The 15,553-nt window shown below is 44.6% G+C and carries 10 protein-coding genes; 7 read left to right on the top strand and 3 right to left on the bottom strand.

The window, feature by feature from the left end; translation table 11 throughout:
• The 3 genes from HMPREF2917_RS00595 to hutI all read right to left on the bottom strand — a co-directional run.
• Positions 1 to 1,942 (bottom strand): surface-anchored 5'-nucleotidase (locus HMPREF2917_RS00595; protein ID WP_083307651.1); only part of this gene is annotated, 1,942 nt, incomplete at its 3' end.
• 389 nt (positions 1,943 to 2,331) lie between these two features.
• Positions 2,332 to 4,716: a phosphoketolase family protein gene (locus HMPREF2917_RS00590; RefSeq protein WP_049483799.1), complete on the bottom strand. Its 2,385-nt coding sequence runs from the start codon at positions 4,714 to 4,716 to the stop codon at positions 2,332 to 2,334.
• A gap of 290 nt (positions 4,717 to 5,006) precedes the next feature.
• On the bottom strand, positions 5,007 to 6,254 hold the full coding sequence (gene hutI, locus HMPREF2917_RS00585) for an imidazolonepropionase (protein ID WP_070588702.1): 1,248 nt from the start codon (positions 6,252 to 6,254) through the stop codon (positions 5,007 to 5,009).
• Between the two features lie 199 nt (positions 6,255 to 6,453).
• On the opposite strand from hutI, the gene HMPREF2917_RS00580 reads away from it, so the two are divergent.
• The 7 genes from HMPREF2917_RS00580 (at position 6,454) to hutH (ending at position 15,534) form a co-directional block, all read left to right on the top strand.
• Complete coding sequence (locus tag HMPREF2917_RS00580) at positions 6,454 to 8,484, top strand: urocanate hydratase (protein WP_070588700.1); 2,031 nt, start codon at positions 6,454 to 6,456, stop codon at positions 8,482 to 8,484.
• 83 nt (positions 8,485 to 8,567) lie between these two features.
• On the top strand, positions 8,568 to 9,467 hold the full coding sequence (ftcD, locus tag HMPREF2917_RS00575; protein WP_003008641.1) for a glutamate formimidoyltransferase: 900 nt from the start codon (positions 8,568 to 8,570) through the stop codon (positions 9,465 to 9,467).
• A 12-nt stretch (positions 9,468 to 9,479) separates the two neighbouring features.
• Positions 9,480 to 10,109 (top strand): cyclodeaminase/cyclohydrolase family protein, encoded by a 630-nt coding sequence (locus HMPREF2917_RS00570; protein ID WP_070588699.1) that lies wholly within the window; start codon positions 9,480 to 9,482, stop codon positions 10,107 to 10,109.
• A gap of 35 nt (positions 10,110 to 10,144) precedes the next feature.
• Positions 10,145 to 11,818 (top strand): formate--tetrahydrofolate ligase, encoded by a 1,674-nt coding sequence (locus HMPREF2917_RS00565; RefSeq protein WP_070588698.1) that lies wholly within the window; start codon positions 10,145 to 10,147, stop codon positions 11,816 to 11,818.
• A 15-nt stretch (positions 11,819 to 11,833) separates the two neighbouring features.
• Entirely contained in the window at positions 11,834 to 12,412 is a 579-nt protein-coding gene (locus HMPREF2917_RS00560; protein WP_003008647.1) for a HutD/Ves family protein, read from the top strand.
• A 21-nt stretch (positions 12,413 to 12,433) separates the two neighbouring features.
• Entirely contained in the window at positions 12,434 to 13,777 is a 1,344-nt protein-coding gene (locus tag HMPREF2917_RS00555) for an APC family permease (RefSeq protein ID WP_031576513.1), read from the top strand.
• Positions 13,778 to 13,992: 215 nt separating this feature from the next.
• Positions 13,993 to 15,534 (top strand): histidine ammonia-lyase, encoded by a 1,542-nt coding sequence (gene hutH / locus HMPREF2917_RS00550; RefSeq protein WP_070588696.1) that lies wholly within the window; start codon positions 13,993 to 13,995, stop codon positions 15,532 to 15,534.
• Positions 15,535 to 15,553: the final 19 nt, after the last annotated feature.

The following is a 15,553-nucleotide window of genomic DNA, read 5'->3' as shown; positions in this document are numbered from 1 at the left end:
TGTTTGTTGCCACTTCTTTTGTTTCGCTTGCAGCTGGTTGCGCTGGAGTTACTGGGGTTTCAGGTTGAGGAGTTGGGGTAGCCGGAGTTACTGGAGTAACTGGAGCTACGGGATGAACTGGACTTACTGGATCAACTGGCGCTGGCTGTGGTTGTGGTTCTGGAGTTGGTTGAGGGGTTGGTTGTGGTTCTGGAGTAGGCGTTTCTTCTTCCACTTTTTCCACAAATGTCTTGTTACCCAAGATTGAAGCAGATAACTTCTTCCCTGCCTTATTCACATCTTCGATGTATTGGATAAAGACTTCTGTATCTGGATTAATAGCACCGATCAATTTTGTATCGCGGAAGACTGAGAAGCCATCACCACCACCATACAAGAAGTCGTTGATAATCGCCTTGTAGGTCTTGTTGCGATCAATTTCAGTTCCGTCTGCCTTGTAAGCTTTCACGACCTTATAAGGATTTTCTTCCGTTGCATCGGCTGGTTTCGTATAGGTGTACTTGATCCCTGCCATTTGCAAGAAGTAAAGCTCTTTCTCATCATATTGTTGATCCAAAGCTTTGTAGATTTGGTCCCCAGTGATTTCTACTACTTGGAGGATATTTCCAAATGGTTGCACTGCTTGAGCTGCACCCCAAGTGACTGTTCCGTCTGGTTTCACCACGAGGTCTGCACGAATTCCTCCATTATTGGTGAAGGCAAAGTCAACATCTGGATAACCTGATTTTTTGGCAATATCTAGTTGCGCTGCTGTGACCAAATCTCCAACAGCACTTTCTTTTTGCGCATTCAATTCACGGGTAAATATTTCAGCTTTGTCTGCTGTACCGATTTTTGCTTCTGTTACTTTTTTAACCGTCGCATTGGCATCATCGATGATCGCTTGAACCTTGGCATCTTTTGCTTTGCCTTTCGATGGATCTACCGCAATAATCTTAGCAGTTGGAGCTTTGACAAAGTCAGCTGTATCCGTATCTAGGACCCCACGGACATCCGAGTAAGCTTTCCCTTGAGACGTACCTTGAACAATCAAGGTATTTCCAACCATCCCGTTTGTATATTGGTGGTTATGACCTGCAAAGACGATATCCACTGAGTTTTCAGGATAGATTTGGTTTAATTTTTTAATCATGTCTGCAGCAGGACCTTCTGCTACACCATTCTTACTAGTGGCAGCAACGTGGGCTAAGACAGCAATAGCATGAACCCCTTGGTCATTTAATTCACGAGCATATTTAGCAATCGATTCTGCTTCATCCAAAACCCGGTATTGTTCATGATTTTTACGCAAGACAAGATTTGGGAATTCTGTCGTAACAACCCCGATAAATCCGACTTTAACAGTCTTGTCATTGACTGGGATTTCTTTGATGGTATAAGGTTTCCAGTCAAATGGGATTTTGTTGGTATCTTTGTCAACCAAGTTGGCAATCACGACTTCTTGTTTAGAAGCTTCATGAGGATACTCATCGACGATCTTGTTGAATTGACCAGGTGTTGGGGCTTCCCCCTTCATGATCCGGTTGAATTCACCAAGTCCTTCGTCAAACTCGTGATTTCCAAGGGTTCCGTATTCAAAGTTCATTTCATTGAAGACTTTTACAGTTGGTTCATCTTGAAGGAGGGCAGAGTTGGCTGGACTAGCTCCGACCATATCTCCAGCTTGCACACGGATGCTGGCATTTGGCGTTCCGGCATTCTCCGTTTCAAAGTCTTTTTGCGAATCGTTCAAATAGGTTGCCAAAAGTGGGGCTGTTCCTGCGTTTTTCACAGTTTCGCCTTCTAAACGAGCTGTCCCTGTTTGTTCCAAGGCACCGTGGAAGTCATTAACGCCCATGAACTGTACGGGCAATTCGTCTGCAAAAACGCTATTGATCGCAAAAACACTAAGACCTGCAGCGACCGCTAGGATACTGCTTTTCAAGATAATTTTTTTCTTCATAGAATACTCCATTTTCTAATGTAGAACACTTCTCCAAAAAGGAGAACGCAGAACAGTTGATTTGCTGCAATCAGCTCTTCCATTTTACTATTTTTTCGGTTTTACTTCAATATTTTCCTAGAAACTCTTACAATTTTATTGGAAAGCGCTTGATTTCCGAACATCTATTCTCATCCTCTTACTTTTGTTACTTGCTGTTCATCACAAAAGAGGCTGGGACAAAAGTCCTAGCCTCTCAATTATTTTTGGATTGTAGAGCAAGACGCAGTGGTTGAGTGGGCTCTAATACGCTGATTTCATCAGCTTATACAGCCCTACTCAACTGTGCGGAGGTGGGACGACGAAATCGAATTCTAACGAATTACCGATTTCTGTCCCACTCTCTTTTCTTATTTATTCACGTTTTCCCATTTCCAGTTTTGAACTTCTGGAATGTCGTCTCCGTTTTCACGGATGTAGTCATGGTGGAAGGCGATTGTTTCATCCATCTTCGCTGCAAATGCGCTTGCTGCATCTCCAAGAGCTGCATTAGCTGCATCTTGTGCCAAGTGGAAGCGATCCAACTCAGACATCACACGCATATCAAATGGTGTGGTGATATCCCCGTTTTCACGGTAACCATGTACACGAAGGTTATGGTTGTGACGGTTGAAGAAGATATCACGGATCATGCCTTCGTAACCATGGAAAGCAAAGATGACTGGTTTATCCGTTGTGAAGACTTTGTTAAATTCTTCATCTGAAAGTCCACGCGCATCAACGGATGGGTGACGCAATTTCAAGATATCCACAACGTTGACAAAGCGGATCTTCAATTCTGGGAAGGCTTTGTGCAAGATTGTGATGGCTGCAAGAGCTTCTAAGTTTGGCTCTGTACCTGCAGCTGCAATAACAAGATCTGGCTCTTCATCTGCTGAAACAGTTGATGCCCAATCGATCACCTTGTATCCTTCACGAACCAATTCTTCTGCTTCAGTTGCTGAGTAGAATTGAGGACGTGGGTGTTTAGAAGAAACAATCAAGTTGATCACATCTTCTCCCTTGAAGGCTTCATCCATTACCGCAAGCAAGCTATTGGTATCTGCTGGCAAGTATTCACGGATGTATTCAGGAGTTTTCTCAGCCAAGTGAGTCAAGATACCTGGATCTTGGTGAGTGTAGCCATTGTGGTCTTGTTGGAAAACAGTTGAAGTTGCAATCAAGTTCAAGGCTGGGTAGTTTTTACGCCATGTTGTATGTGTCTTAGACTTACGCAACCATTTGAAGTGTTGAGTGATCATAGAATCCACAACACGAAGGAAGGATTCGTAAGAGGCGAAGAATCCATGACGACCTGTCAAGACATATCCTTCAAGCATACCTTCTGCTTGGTGCTCTGACAATTGAGAGTCAATGACACGACCAGCAGGGCTCAAGGCTTCATCGTAGTCTGGTTTCATACGTCCTAACCATTGACGGCTTGTACGAGTGAAGACTTCTTGAAGACGGTTTGATTTGGTTTCGTCTGGACCGAAGATACGGAAGTTATCTGGGTTCGCATCTACCAAGTCTGCCGCATACTTACCAAATTCGATCATGTCTTGAGCCATGATTTCACCTGGTGTGTTGAATTGAAGGGCATGTTTCTTCCAATCAGCTGTGTTCATTGGTTTGATCACACCAGCATTTGTGATTGGGTTCATCGCCATGCGACGGTCACCTTTTGGTGCAATTTCCGCAATTTCAGGAACTAGTTTACCAGTTTCGTCGAACAATTCAGCTGGGCGGTAAGATTCCAACCATGAAAGAAGAGCATCGACATGCTCCATGTGGTGAGCATCTACTGGGATTGGAACTTGGTGCGCACGGAATCCACCCTCGATAGGTGTTCCTTCCCATGCTTTTGGACCAGTCCAACCTTTAGGAATACGAGCAATCAAGACAGGGTAAACTGGTTGAGTTGCTTCTTCAGCAGAACCTTTACGAGCTTCTGCTTGGACTTTCTTGATTTCTTCAATTGCTTCGTCCAATTTTTCAGCAAACAAAGCGTGTGCAGCTTCGTGGTCTTCTGAAATTGCAGTGACATTCGCAAAGATTGGCTTCCATCCAAGACCTTCAAAGAAGAGGGCCAATTCTTCGTCTGTTTTGCGTTCGAAGATGGTTGGGTTGTGGATCTTCCCACCGTTGAGGTAGAAGATTGGAAGGATAGCCCCATCGTTGACTGGGTTCAAGAAAGTATTTGACAACCAACCAGCCATCAATGGACCTGTTTCTCCTTCACCGTCACCGATAACTGTGGCAGCAATCACATCTGGATTATCCAATACAGCACCAGCAGCGTGAGAAAGGGCATAACCAAGTTCTCCACCTTCGTGGATAGATCCTGGTGTTTCAGGCGCTGCGTGAGAAGCAATTCCTCCTGGGAATGAGAAGATCTTACACAAGTGTTTGAAACCTTCTTCATTTTGTGGGATGTTTGGATTCAATTCAGTATAAGAACCATCTAAGTAAGAGTTCGATACCATTACTTGTCCACCGTGACCTGGTCCTTCAATATAGAACATATCCAAGTCGTATTTGTTGATGGCACGGTTCAAGTGAGCATAGATAAAGTTTTGCCCTGGTACAGTTCCCCAGTGTCCGATTGGGTGAGCCTTCAAGTCATTTTCAACGACTTCGCGCTTCAACAATGGGTTATCTTTCAAGTACATTTGAGCAGCTGAAATGTAGTTGGCTGCACGCCACCAAGCGTCTACTTTATCCAAGTAAGCTTTGCTGTTATAATCGACAGTCATCTTGTCTCCTCACAATTTCTAGACAGGTCTGTTGAATAACCTGTTCGTTTGATCAATAGTTTAAACAATCTGTTTTCAATCAAACAGATGATATTGAAGAAAATATTCAATATTACTTCTATTCTATCAAGAATTTCCCTTTTTGTACATCAGAAAGTAAGAAAAATATTCTTTGAACGTCAAATTTTAATTTCCTACTAAAGTGGTTCCATTCCCTACAGGGATAGGTTTTAAAAAAAGACTTTGCTGATTTTTGCAAACCAGCAAAGTCCCAAATGAAATGGAGTCAGTTAAATGACTTTTTGACCTTTCTTGTAGACATCTGTCACGAGATTTGTCGCAAAGAAATAGAAGAGATAATCTAGATTTGGTGCATCAAAGATGGTAATGTCGGCCTGTTTGCCAACATCGAAAGAGCCGATTGTTTTAGCACGATCAACTGAATAGGCCGCATTGATGGTCACTGCATTGAGAATTTCTACTGGAGTTAGGCGCATCATGAAGCAACCTAGATGCATGGCAAACTGGAGATTGGCTGTTGGACAAGACCCTGGGTTGCTGTCCGTTGTTAGGGTAATGGCCATCCCAGCGTCCAACATCTTACGAGCCGGTGCATAAGTATCTTCCATGAGGCTGAAGGTTGTAGCTGGCAAAAGATTTCCAATCACTTTTGCTGCAGCTAATTTTTGAATGCCTTCATCCGTAATCACCATCAAGTGTTCTGCGCTTGTAGATTCCAATTCCGCCGCCACATCCACGCCACCAATGGATTCGATCTCATCGGCATGAATCCGCAGTTTGAATCCCATCTCCTTAGCTTTTGAAAGAAGATAGCGAGATTCATCTGCTGTAAAGACACCTTTTTCACAGAAGATATCACAGAACTCAGCTAGTTTTTCTTCCTTCACTTTGGGAAGCATTTGTTCCACAATGAGATCTAAATATTCTTGGGAACGGCCCTTGTACTCTGTTGGGATCGCATGGGCTGCCATAAAGGTCGAAACCAAGTCTATTTGATGATCACGGTCCAGTGCAGCCACAACATCCAACTGGCGTTTTTCAGTTTCCCAATCCAAACCATAGCCACTCTTGGCTTCGACAGTGGTCACTCCATGACGCAACATGTAATCCAACAGTCGTTTGGACTTGTCATAGAGATTTTCAAAAGAAGCTTCCCGTGTCGCCCGAACCGTGCTCAGAATTCCACCGCCTTGGGCGAGGATGTCTAAGTAAGAAACACCCGCTAATTTTTTCGCAAATTCATGTTCACGACTACCTCCATAGACCAAGTGGGTATGGCAGTCAATCAGGCCAGGAGTCGCAACTTTTCCTTCACAGGATTTCACTTCCGTATGGTCATCAATCAGTTCTGGTTCTGGTTGACCTGTCCCAACTGCAAGAATTTTTCCATCCTTAATAGCGATATAAGCATCGGAAAGGATTTGCGCTTCTGCCATCTCTTTTCCATAGAGAGGATGGCCTAGATCATTCGGACAAAACAATTGGTTAAAGTGGGTTAATAGGATATCAGCAGACATATGAAACATTCCTTTCTATTTCCATTGTTATTCATTTTACAATTCTACAGGAAAAGCGTCAAAAAAAAGTCAAAAAGTTTTTCCCTCATTTTTTTTTGCTTTATTAAAAATTATATTTTTTTTTGACTCTTTATTGACGTTTCTTCGATACAATAAAGAAAATATAAATTCACAGTCCAACTATAAGGAGGGTTCTGCTATGTCATTTATAGACGAGAAAGAAATTGCAGCTGCTATGTCTGTCAAACTTGACTTTGATGTCCTACCTGAAAAGGCGACTTTTCAAGAAGGCATCCGTCGTGCACCTGATAGAGGCTTCCGCTTAACGCAAGCTCAGACTGAAATTGCCCTTAAAAATGCTTTGCGTTACATTCCTAAAAAATTCCACCAAGAGTTGATCCCAGAATTTCTGGAAGAACTGAGAACTCGCGGTCGGATCTATGGCTATCGCTTCCGTCCAAAAGATCGGATCTACGGAAAACCAATCGATGAGTACAAAGGAAAATGCACTGCTGCTAAGGCTATGCAGGTCATGATCGACAACAACTTGAGCTTTGAAATTGCCCTTTATCCATATGAATTGGTCACTTATGGGGAAACAGGATCTGTCTGCGCCAACTGGATGCAGTACAACTTGATCAAGAAATACTTGGAAGTCATGACAGAAGACCAAACCTTGGTGGTTGAATCGGGTCACCCTCTAGGCCTCTTCAAATCGAAACCAGAAGCTCCTCGTGTCGTCATTACTAACGGTCTCTTGATTGGTGAATATGACAATATGCGCGACTGGGAAATCGCTGAAGAAATGGGAGTAACCAACTACGGTCAGATGACGGCTGGTGGCTGGATGTACATCGGTCCTCAAGGGATCGTTCACGGTACTTTCAACACCCTTCTCAATGCTGGTCGTCTTAAACTCGGTGTGCCTGATGACGGCGACTTAACTGGTAAACTCTTTATTTCATCTGGTCTCGGTGGAATGAGCGGAGCTCAAGGGAAAGCAGCTGAAATCGCAAAAGCGGTTGCCATCGTTGCAGAAGTGGACCGCTCTCGGATCGAAACCCGTCACTCTCAAGGCTGGATTAGCCAAGTGACAGATAGTGCCGAAGAAGCTGTGAAATTGGCTCAAGCAGCCCTTGAAGCTGGTGAATCCACTTCGATTGCCTACCATGGTAATATCGTAGATTTGCTCGAATATGTCAATGAACACAATGTTCACGTTCATCTCTTGTCTGACCAAACCTCTTGCCACAACGTTTATGATGGTGGCTATTGCCCAGTTGGCATCAGCTTTGAAGAGCGTACACGTTTGCTGGCAGAAGACAAAGAAACCTTCCGCCGTTTGGTTGATGAAACCTTGGCTCGTCACTTTGCAGTGATCAAAGCCTTGACGGCTAAAGGTACTTACTTCTTCGACTACGGTAATGCCTTCATGAAATCTGTTTACGACTCAGGCATCAAGGAAATTTCTAAGAATGGCTTGGATGACAAGGACGGCTTCATTTGGCCATCTTATGTAGAAGATATCATGGGACCTATGCTCTTTGACTATGGATACGGTCCATTCCGTTGGGTCTGCCTCAGCGGTAAACATGAAGACTTGATTGCAACTGACCACGCAGCTATGGAAGCGATCGATCCAACTCGTCGCTACCAAGACCGCGACAACTACAACTGGATTCGCGATGCTGAGAAGAACCAACTGGTGGTTGGTACACAAGCTCGTATTCTCTATCAAGATTGCATGGGCCGTGTCAATATTGCATTGAAATTCAATGAACTCATTCGCCAAGGCAAGATTGGACCTGTCATGATTGGACGTGACCACCACGACGTATCTGGTACGGATGCTCCATTCCGTGAAACATCAAACATCAAAGATGGATCAAACGTTACTTGTGACATGGCGGTTCAATGTTACGCTGGTAACGCTGCTCGCGGTATGAGTCTCGTTGCCCTCCACAACGGTGGTGGTACTGGTATCGGTAAAGCCATCAACGGTGGATTTGGTCTCGTTCTAGACGGTAGCCACCGGATCGATGAAATCATCAAGTCTGCCATTGCCTGGGATACCATGGGCGGGGTTGCTCGTCGGAACTGGGCACGGAACGATCATGCTATCGAAACAGCGATCGAGTACAACCGTCTCCATGCAGGAACAGACCACATCACCATTCCTTATCTGGCAGATGAAGATTTGGTCAAAGAAGCCGTTCAAAAATTGTTTTAACATCAAAAAATAAAAACTGAGAAAGGGGAGGAAAATACAAAGACTCCTCCTCCCCAACTTCTCCTATAAAAAGAGGTAATCATATGGCAAAAATTGTTGAGTGTATTCCAAACTTCTCTGAAGGACGCAATCAGGCTGTGATCGACGGATTAGCAGCTACAGCAAAAAGTATTCCAGGTGTTACGTTACTAGACTACTCGTCCGATGCCAGCCACAACCGTAGCGTCTTTACACTCGTTGGGGATGAAGAAAGCATTCAAGAAGTGGCTTTCCAATTGGTGAAATACGCTTCTGAAAACATTGATATGACCAAGCACGAAGGCGAACACCCTCGTATGGGAGCAACAGACGTTTGTCCATTCGTTCCGGTTAAAGATATCACTACAGCTGAATGCGTTGAGATCGCTAATAAAGTAGCCGAACGCATCAATCGTGAATTAGGTATTCCAATCTTCCTTTATGAAGATGCTGCAACTCGCCCAGAACGGAAGAACTTGGCCAAAGTGCGTAAAGGACAATTTGAAGGAATGCCAGAAAAATTGTTGGAAGAAGACTGGAAGCCAGACTACGGTGAACGCAAGATTCACCCAACTGCAGGGGTTACAGCTGTTGGTGTCCGGATGCCACTCGTTGCTTTCAATATCAACCTTGACACAGACGACCTAGAGATTGCCAATAAGATTTCTAAAATCATTCGTGGATCAAGCGGTGGATACAAATACTGTAAAGCGATCGGTGTCATGCTAGAAGATCGCAACATCGCCCAAGTCTCCATCAACATGGTCAACTTGGAACAATTCCCATTGTATCGTGTCGTTGAAACCGTTCGTTTCGAAGCGCAACGCTATGGTGTTCGCATCATCGGAACAGAACTCATTGGACTGGCTCCTGCTAAGGCTTTGATCGACTCTGCTGAATACTACTTGCAATTAGAAGACTTTGACTACAGCAAACAAGTCTTGGAAAATCACTTGTTGGGTTAGAAAGGGAGTTCTATGAAACTAGTTGACTTAAGTATTACGGAGTTTGCCAAAGTTCTTGGTTCAGATGCTCCAGCTCCAGGTGGTGGTTCTGCTGCTGCTCTATCTGCTGCGAATGGGATTTCCCTTACAAAAATGGTCTGTGAACTGACCATTGGAAAGAAAAAATACGCAGAATTTGAAGACCACATCAAAGGGGTTCATGAAAAAAGCGCTCAACTCCAAGACCAATTACTAGAAGCCATCGATAAAGATACAGAAGCTTTCAACGTCGTATCAGCTGTCTTTGATCTTCCAAAAGAAACGGAAGAAGAGAAAGCCGCTCGTCGTGAAGCCATGCAAAAAGCTTTGAAACATGCGACAGTATCTCCTTTCTCTATGATGGAGCTCATCGTTGAAGCTCTTGAAACCACCAAAGAAGCTGTTGGCAAGTCCAACACCAATGCGGCTAGTGACCTAGGGGTAGCTGCTCTGAATCTTAAAGCTGGCCTTCAAGGTGCTTGGCTCAATGTCTTGATCAACATTTCAGGAATCAAGGACCAAGACTTCGTCCAAGAATACCACAGCAAGGGACTCAAACTTCTCCAAACCGGTTCTGATCTTGCAGATAACATTTACCAAACCATTTTAGAAAGTCTATCTTAAACCTAGCAAATAAAAATAAAGAAAGAAGGGATTCTATGGTTTTATCGGATATTGAAATCGCCAATTCTGTCCAAATGAAGCCCATCACCGATATCGCTGCTGAACTTGGATTGACCGAAGACGATATTTCGCTCTACGGAAAATACAAGGCAAAAATTGATAGCAACCAACTGGAACAACTCAAGGATAAGGAAGATGGAAAGCTGATCCTCGTGACAGCCATCTCACCGACACCTGCTGGAGAAGGAAAGACAACCACCTCTGTTGGCTTGGTCGATGCTCTTTCAGCTATTGGTGAAAAAGCCGTCATTGCTCTCCGCGAACCGTCTCTTGGCCCTGTCTTTGGGATCAAGGGTGGAGCTGCCGGTGGCGGGTACGCCCAAGTGGTTCCAATGGAAGATATCAACCTTCACTTTACCGGAGACTTCCATGCCATTGGGATTGCCAACAACCTCCTTGCAGCCTTGATTGACAACCATATCCATCACGGCAATGAGTTGGGCATCGATTCTCGTCGCATCACCTGGAAACGGGTGGTCGATATGAACGACCGTCAACTCCGTCATATTGTCGATGGCCTTCAAGGAAAAACAAACGGAGTTCCTCGTGAAGATGGCTTTGACATCACCGTGGCTTCTGAAATCATGGCCATTCTCTGTCTCTCTGAAAATATCCTTGATCTCAAAGAACGTCTTGATCGCATCATTATTGGGTACAACTACCAAGGACAACCGGTCACAGCCAAAGATCTCAAGGCTGGAGGTGCCATGGCAGCTGTCCTCAAAGATGCCATCCATCCAAATTTGGTGCAAACCTTGGAACATACTCCTGCCATCATCCACGGTGGACCATTTGCCAATATCGCCCATGGCTGTAACAGTGTGCTGGCTACTAAACTAGCCCTCAAATATGCAGACTATGTCGTGACAGAAGCTGGTTTTGGAGCAGACCTCGGTGCTGAAAAATTCATCGATATTAAGTGCCGCATGGCCGGGCTCAAACCTGCTGCCGTTGTCCTCGTCGCAACCATCCGTGCTCTCAAGATGCATGGTGGAGTTGCCAAAGCAGACTTGGCTACCGAAAATGTCCAAGCCGTTATCGATGGACTACCAAACCTAGACAAACACTTGGCCAACATTCAAGAAGTCTATGGTCTACCAGTGGTCGTTGCCATTAACAAATTCCCACTGGATACAGAAGCAGAGCTAGAAGCTGTCTATGAATCTTGTAAGAAACGCCATGTAGATGTGGTCATTTCAGATGTCTGGGCACATGGTGGAGCTGGTGGTCGTGACTTGGCTGAAAAAGTCATTCAACTGGCTCAAGAAGAAAACCACTTCTCTTATGTCTATGACGAAGAAGACAGCATTGAAACAAAATTGACTAAGATCGTCACAAAAGTCTATGGTGGTAAAGGCATCAGCTTAACACCAGCGGCCAAACGCGAACTCAAAGAATTGGAAGCTCTGGGCTTCTCGAACTACCCAATCTGTATGGCCAAAACCCAATACTCCTTCTCAGACGATGCGAAGAAGATGGGAGCACCAAAAGATTTCACAGTTAAAATCAGTAACCTTAAGGTGGCTGCCGGAGCTGGCTTCATCGTAGCTCTCACTGGTACCATTATGACCATGCCTGGCCTACCTAAAGTTCCTGCCAGTGAAAAGATTGATATCGATGACCACGGCAATATCACTGGTCTCTTTTAAGAAAGAAGGCGTCCTATGGTGACTCTCCTTCATCTTACCCCCGCAGATTATCAAATTTCTACCTGGTCCGGTGGCCAAACCACCCAACTCTTTCTCTCCCCAGAGGGAGGAAGCTATCCAGATCGGACCTTTGACTTCCGCCTCTCTACTGCAACGGTAGAGGTTGAAAAAAGTAACTTTACCGATCTCACGGGCTACCACCGAATCTTGATGCCCTTGAATGCCTCCATTAGGCTCACCCATCACCATAAAGAAGTGGTTTTGAACCCCTTTCAAAGCTACTTCTTTGATGGGGGAGATCCTGTATCTAGCCAAGGGACTTGTCAAGACTTTAATTTGATTTACAAACCTTCTTATCAGGGGCATATGAGTGCTATATCCCCAAAAGAGAGTGTCAAAAGTCAGAGTCGCTATCAATTGATCTACGCTCTCTGTCCACTAACACTCGAATGGGGAAACAATCATTCTCAAACTCTCCAAACTCACGAGCTCCTGGTGATCGAACAAGCATCTCCTCTTCAAGAGATGACAATCACGTTTTTACCCCATCAGTCTGGGGAGCAACCGATTGCTATCTGGACTGGACTACAATAATGTTCACAAAGGAGAAACATTATGAACGGAGCACATAAACAGTCGATTGAGGAACAAGAAAAAGCGAAATTCAGCTTTAGCGGTGCCACTCTTTACGGTATCAACGCCGTAATCGGATCTGGTATCTTCCTCCTTCCTCAAAAAATTTATTCTGGCCTCGGACCAGCTTCTCTAGCTGTCATGTTCGGGGTTGCCATTCTCGTCATGCTACTATCAGCCTGTCTGGCTGAAACAGCTGGCTACTTCGACAAAAACGGTGGAGCCATGCAATACTCAAAAGCCGCTTTCGGAGACTTCGTTGGCTTTAACGTTGGGATTCTCGGTTGGGCCGTTACTGTTATCGCTTGGGCTGCCATGTTAGCCGGATTTGCTAAGATCTTCATCATCACCTTCCCAGCATTTGAAGGCTACAACCTTCCGATCAGTATCGGTATGCTGATTCTCTTGAGTCTGATGAACATTGCCGGTCTGAAAACCTCTAAGATGTTTACTCTGACAGCTACTGTTGCAAAATTAATTCCAATTGTCCTCTTCTCACTCTTTGCCATCTTCTTCATTCCCGGTGGCGTGAGCAAGGGCAACTTCACACCTTTCCTTCAATTGGAAAGTGGAACAAACCTCTTCAGTTCTATTTCTAGTACAGCCGTCTACATCTTCTACGGTTTCATCGGATTTGAAACCATGTCTATCGTTGCAGGGGAAATGCGCAACCCTGAAAAGAACGTTCCCCGCGCTATTCTAGGTTCTATCAGTATTGTATCTGTTCTCTACATGTTGATCATCGCAGGAACAATCGCCATGCTTGGTGGTCGCATTATGCAAACTGGTGCACCAGTACAAGACGCATTTGTCGAAATGATTGGCCCTATCGGAGCTCCACTCGTTTCTTACGGAGCCCTCATTTCAATCGCCGGTCTAAACATCGGTGAATCCATCATGGTCCCTCGTTTTGGTGCCGCATTAGCAACTGAAAAACTCTTGCCAGAAGGGCTTGGAAAAACAAACTCTAAGAATGCCCCTGTCATTGCCATTATCATTTCTGGTATCTTCGCCTTCTTACTCTTGTTATCTGGCTCTTTCGAAACATTAGCAACCTTCAGTGTTGTCTTCCGTTTCTTCCAATACATTCCAACTGCTTTGGCAGCCATCAAACTCAGAAAAATGTACCCAGACAAAAAGGTTACCTTCCGAGTACCATTTGGTCCTGTTATCCCAGTTCTAGCTGTTGTGATCAGTATCTTGATGATTGCAGGGGACAACATGATGAACTTTGTTTGGGGTGCCATCGGTCTCGTGATCGCAAGTGGACTCTACTTTGTTTTCCACGGCGATAAACTACATAAATCGAAAACCCTTCCTCACTAATTTTCTTTACACACTAGATGGGAACAGAGACGGGAGTGAAGCTCGGTTTTGCTCCCTAACCCATCTAGGACTCCACGAATATCAAACCTGAGCCCTTTTCTCTATGACTCTTTTCAATTCTTTAGATCAATAGACAATGGGCCCATGTTTGGTATTCAAACCGAAGTAAACAACACTACTTCCACAGAACAACTATTCATAATCGGAGGTTTTATATGACTCAATTGATTCATTTAGATGGTAATAGCTTAACACTCGAAGAAGTCATCGCTGTAGCTCGGCACGGTGCCCAATGTGAGCTTGATGAACAAGCCAAAGAAGCCGTTATCGCATCCCGTAAAATCGTTGATGACATTGTCCGGGAAAAACGAGTCGTCTATGGTGTAACCACTGGCTTTGGTTCCCTCTGTAATGTCAGCATCTCTCCAGAAGATACTGTTCAACTGCAAGAAAACCTGATTCGAACTCACTCATCTGGCTTCGGTGATCCACTTCCTGAAGATGCCGTTCGTGCCATCATGCTGATCCGTATTAACTCACTATTGAAAGGTTATTCTGGCATTCGTCTGTCAACCGTTGAAAAACTGTTAGAATTGCTCAACAAAGGAGTCACTCCTTATATCCCTGAAAAAGGCTCTCTCGGAGCTTCTGGAGATCTTGCTCCTCTTTCTCATATGGTTTTACCAATGTTGGGTCTTGGACGCGCCTACTACAAAGGAGAACTTCTCAGTGGTCAAGAAGCCTTAGATCGTGCTGGAATTGAAAAGATCCAATTAGCTGCCAAAGAAGGGCTTGCCTTGATCAATGGTACGACTGTCCTAACCGGTATCGGTGCTCTTGCGACTTATGATGGTATCCAATTGCTCAAACTCTCTGATATCGCTGGTGCTCTCTCAATGGAAGTTCACAATGGAATTACCAGTCCATTCGAAGAAGACCTTCATACCATCCGTCCTCAAAGTGGACAATTGGCAACCGCTCGCAATATCCGCAACCTCCTTGAAGGAAGCAAGAACACAACGGTAGCAACCCAACAACGGGTCCAAGACCCTTACACACTCCGTTGTATCCCTCAAATCCATGGAGCTAGCAAGGATTCTATTGCTTATGTAAAAGAAAAAGTTGAAATCGAAATCAACTCTGTGACAGATAATCCAATTATTACTAAAGAAGGCCACGTCATCTCCGGCGGGAACTTCCACGGAGAACCAATGGCACAACCATTTGACTTCCTAGGGATCGCCCTTTCTGAAATCGGAAACGTATCTGAACGTCGGGTGGAACGCTTGGTCAACAGCCAGCTTAGTAAATTACCATCCTTCTTGGTTAAACACCCTGGACTCAACTCAGGCTTCATGATTACCCAGTATGCGTGTGCATCCCTTGCATCTGAAAACAAAATCTTGTCTCACCCAGCTAGTGTCGATTCTATCCCATCTTGTGAAAACCAAGAAGACTTCGTCAGCATGGGAACAACAGCAGCTCGTAAAGCGGCTGAAATTCTTAAGAACTCCCGTCGCATCGTTGCTACTGAAATCATGGCAGCCTGCCAAGCCTTGGATCTCAAACCAGAAAATCATGAACTTGGTAAAGGTACAAAACCTGCCTATGACCTGATTCGCAACAAGGTTTCCTTCATTGAATTTGACAAAGACATCGAAATCTTTGAAGAACTTAATAAAGCATCTGCTGTTGTCGAAAGCGAAGAATTCTTAGCAACCATCGAAAAAGCAGTTGACTTAAGCATTCAATACTGATACAGTAAGAATAAAGCAA

This window comes from Streptococcus sp. HMSC061E03 (assembly GCF_001813505.1).
Lineage (GTDB): Bacteria > Bacillota > Bacilli > Lactobacillales > Streptococcaceae > Streptococcus.
The sequence above is the reverse complement of the archived record's forward strand: the minus strand, read 5'-3'. Positions and strand labels throughout refer to the sequence as shown.

What these genes read in the sequence shown, in the direction of transcription:
- HMPREF2917_RS00590 (WP_049483799.1), bottom strand. Translation starts at nt 4,716, where the DNA reads ATGACTGTCGATTATAACAGCAAAGCTTACTTGGATAAAGTAGACGCT.
- HMPREF2917_RS00580 (WP_070588700.1), top strand. Translation starts at nt 6,454, where the DNA reads ATGTCATTTATAGACGAGAAAGAAATTGCAGCTGCTATGTCTGTCAAA.
- ftcD (WP_003008641.1), top strand. Translation starts at nt 8,568, where the DNA reads ATGGCAAAAATTGTTGAGTGTATTCCAAACTTCTCTGAAGGACGCAAT.
- HMPREF2917_RS00570 (WP_070588699.1), top strand. Translation starts at nt 9,480, where the DNA reads ATGAAACTAGTTGACTTAAGTATTACGGAGTTTGCCAAAGTTCTTGGT.
- HMPREF2917_RS00560 (WP_003008647.1), top strand. Translation starts at nt 11,834, where the DNA reads ATGGTGACTCTCCTTCATCTTACCCCCGCAGATTATCAAATTTCTACC.
- hutH (WP_070588696.1), top strand. Translation starts at nt 13,993, where the DNA reads ATGACTCAATTGATTCATTTAGATGGTAATAGCTTAACACTCGAAGAA.
- hutI (WP_070588702.1), bottom strand. Translation starts at nt 6,254, where the DNA reads ATGTCTGCTGATATCCTATTAACCCACTTTAACCAATTGTTTTGTCCG.
- HMPREF2917_RS00565 (WP_070588698.1), top strand. Translation starts at nt 10,145, where the DNA reads ATGGTTTTATCGGATATTGAAATCGCCAATTCTGTCCAAATGAAGCCC.
- HMPREF2917_RS00555 (WP_031576513.1), top strand. Translation starts at nt 12,434, where the DNA reads ATGAACGGAGCACATAAACAGTCGATTGAGGAACAAGAAAAAGCGAAA.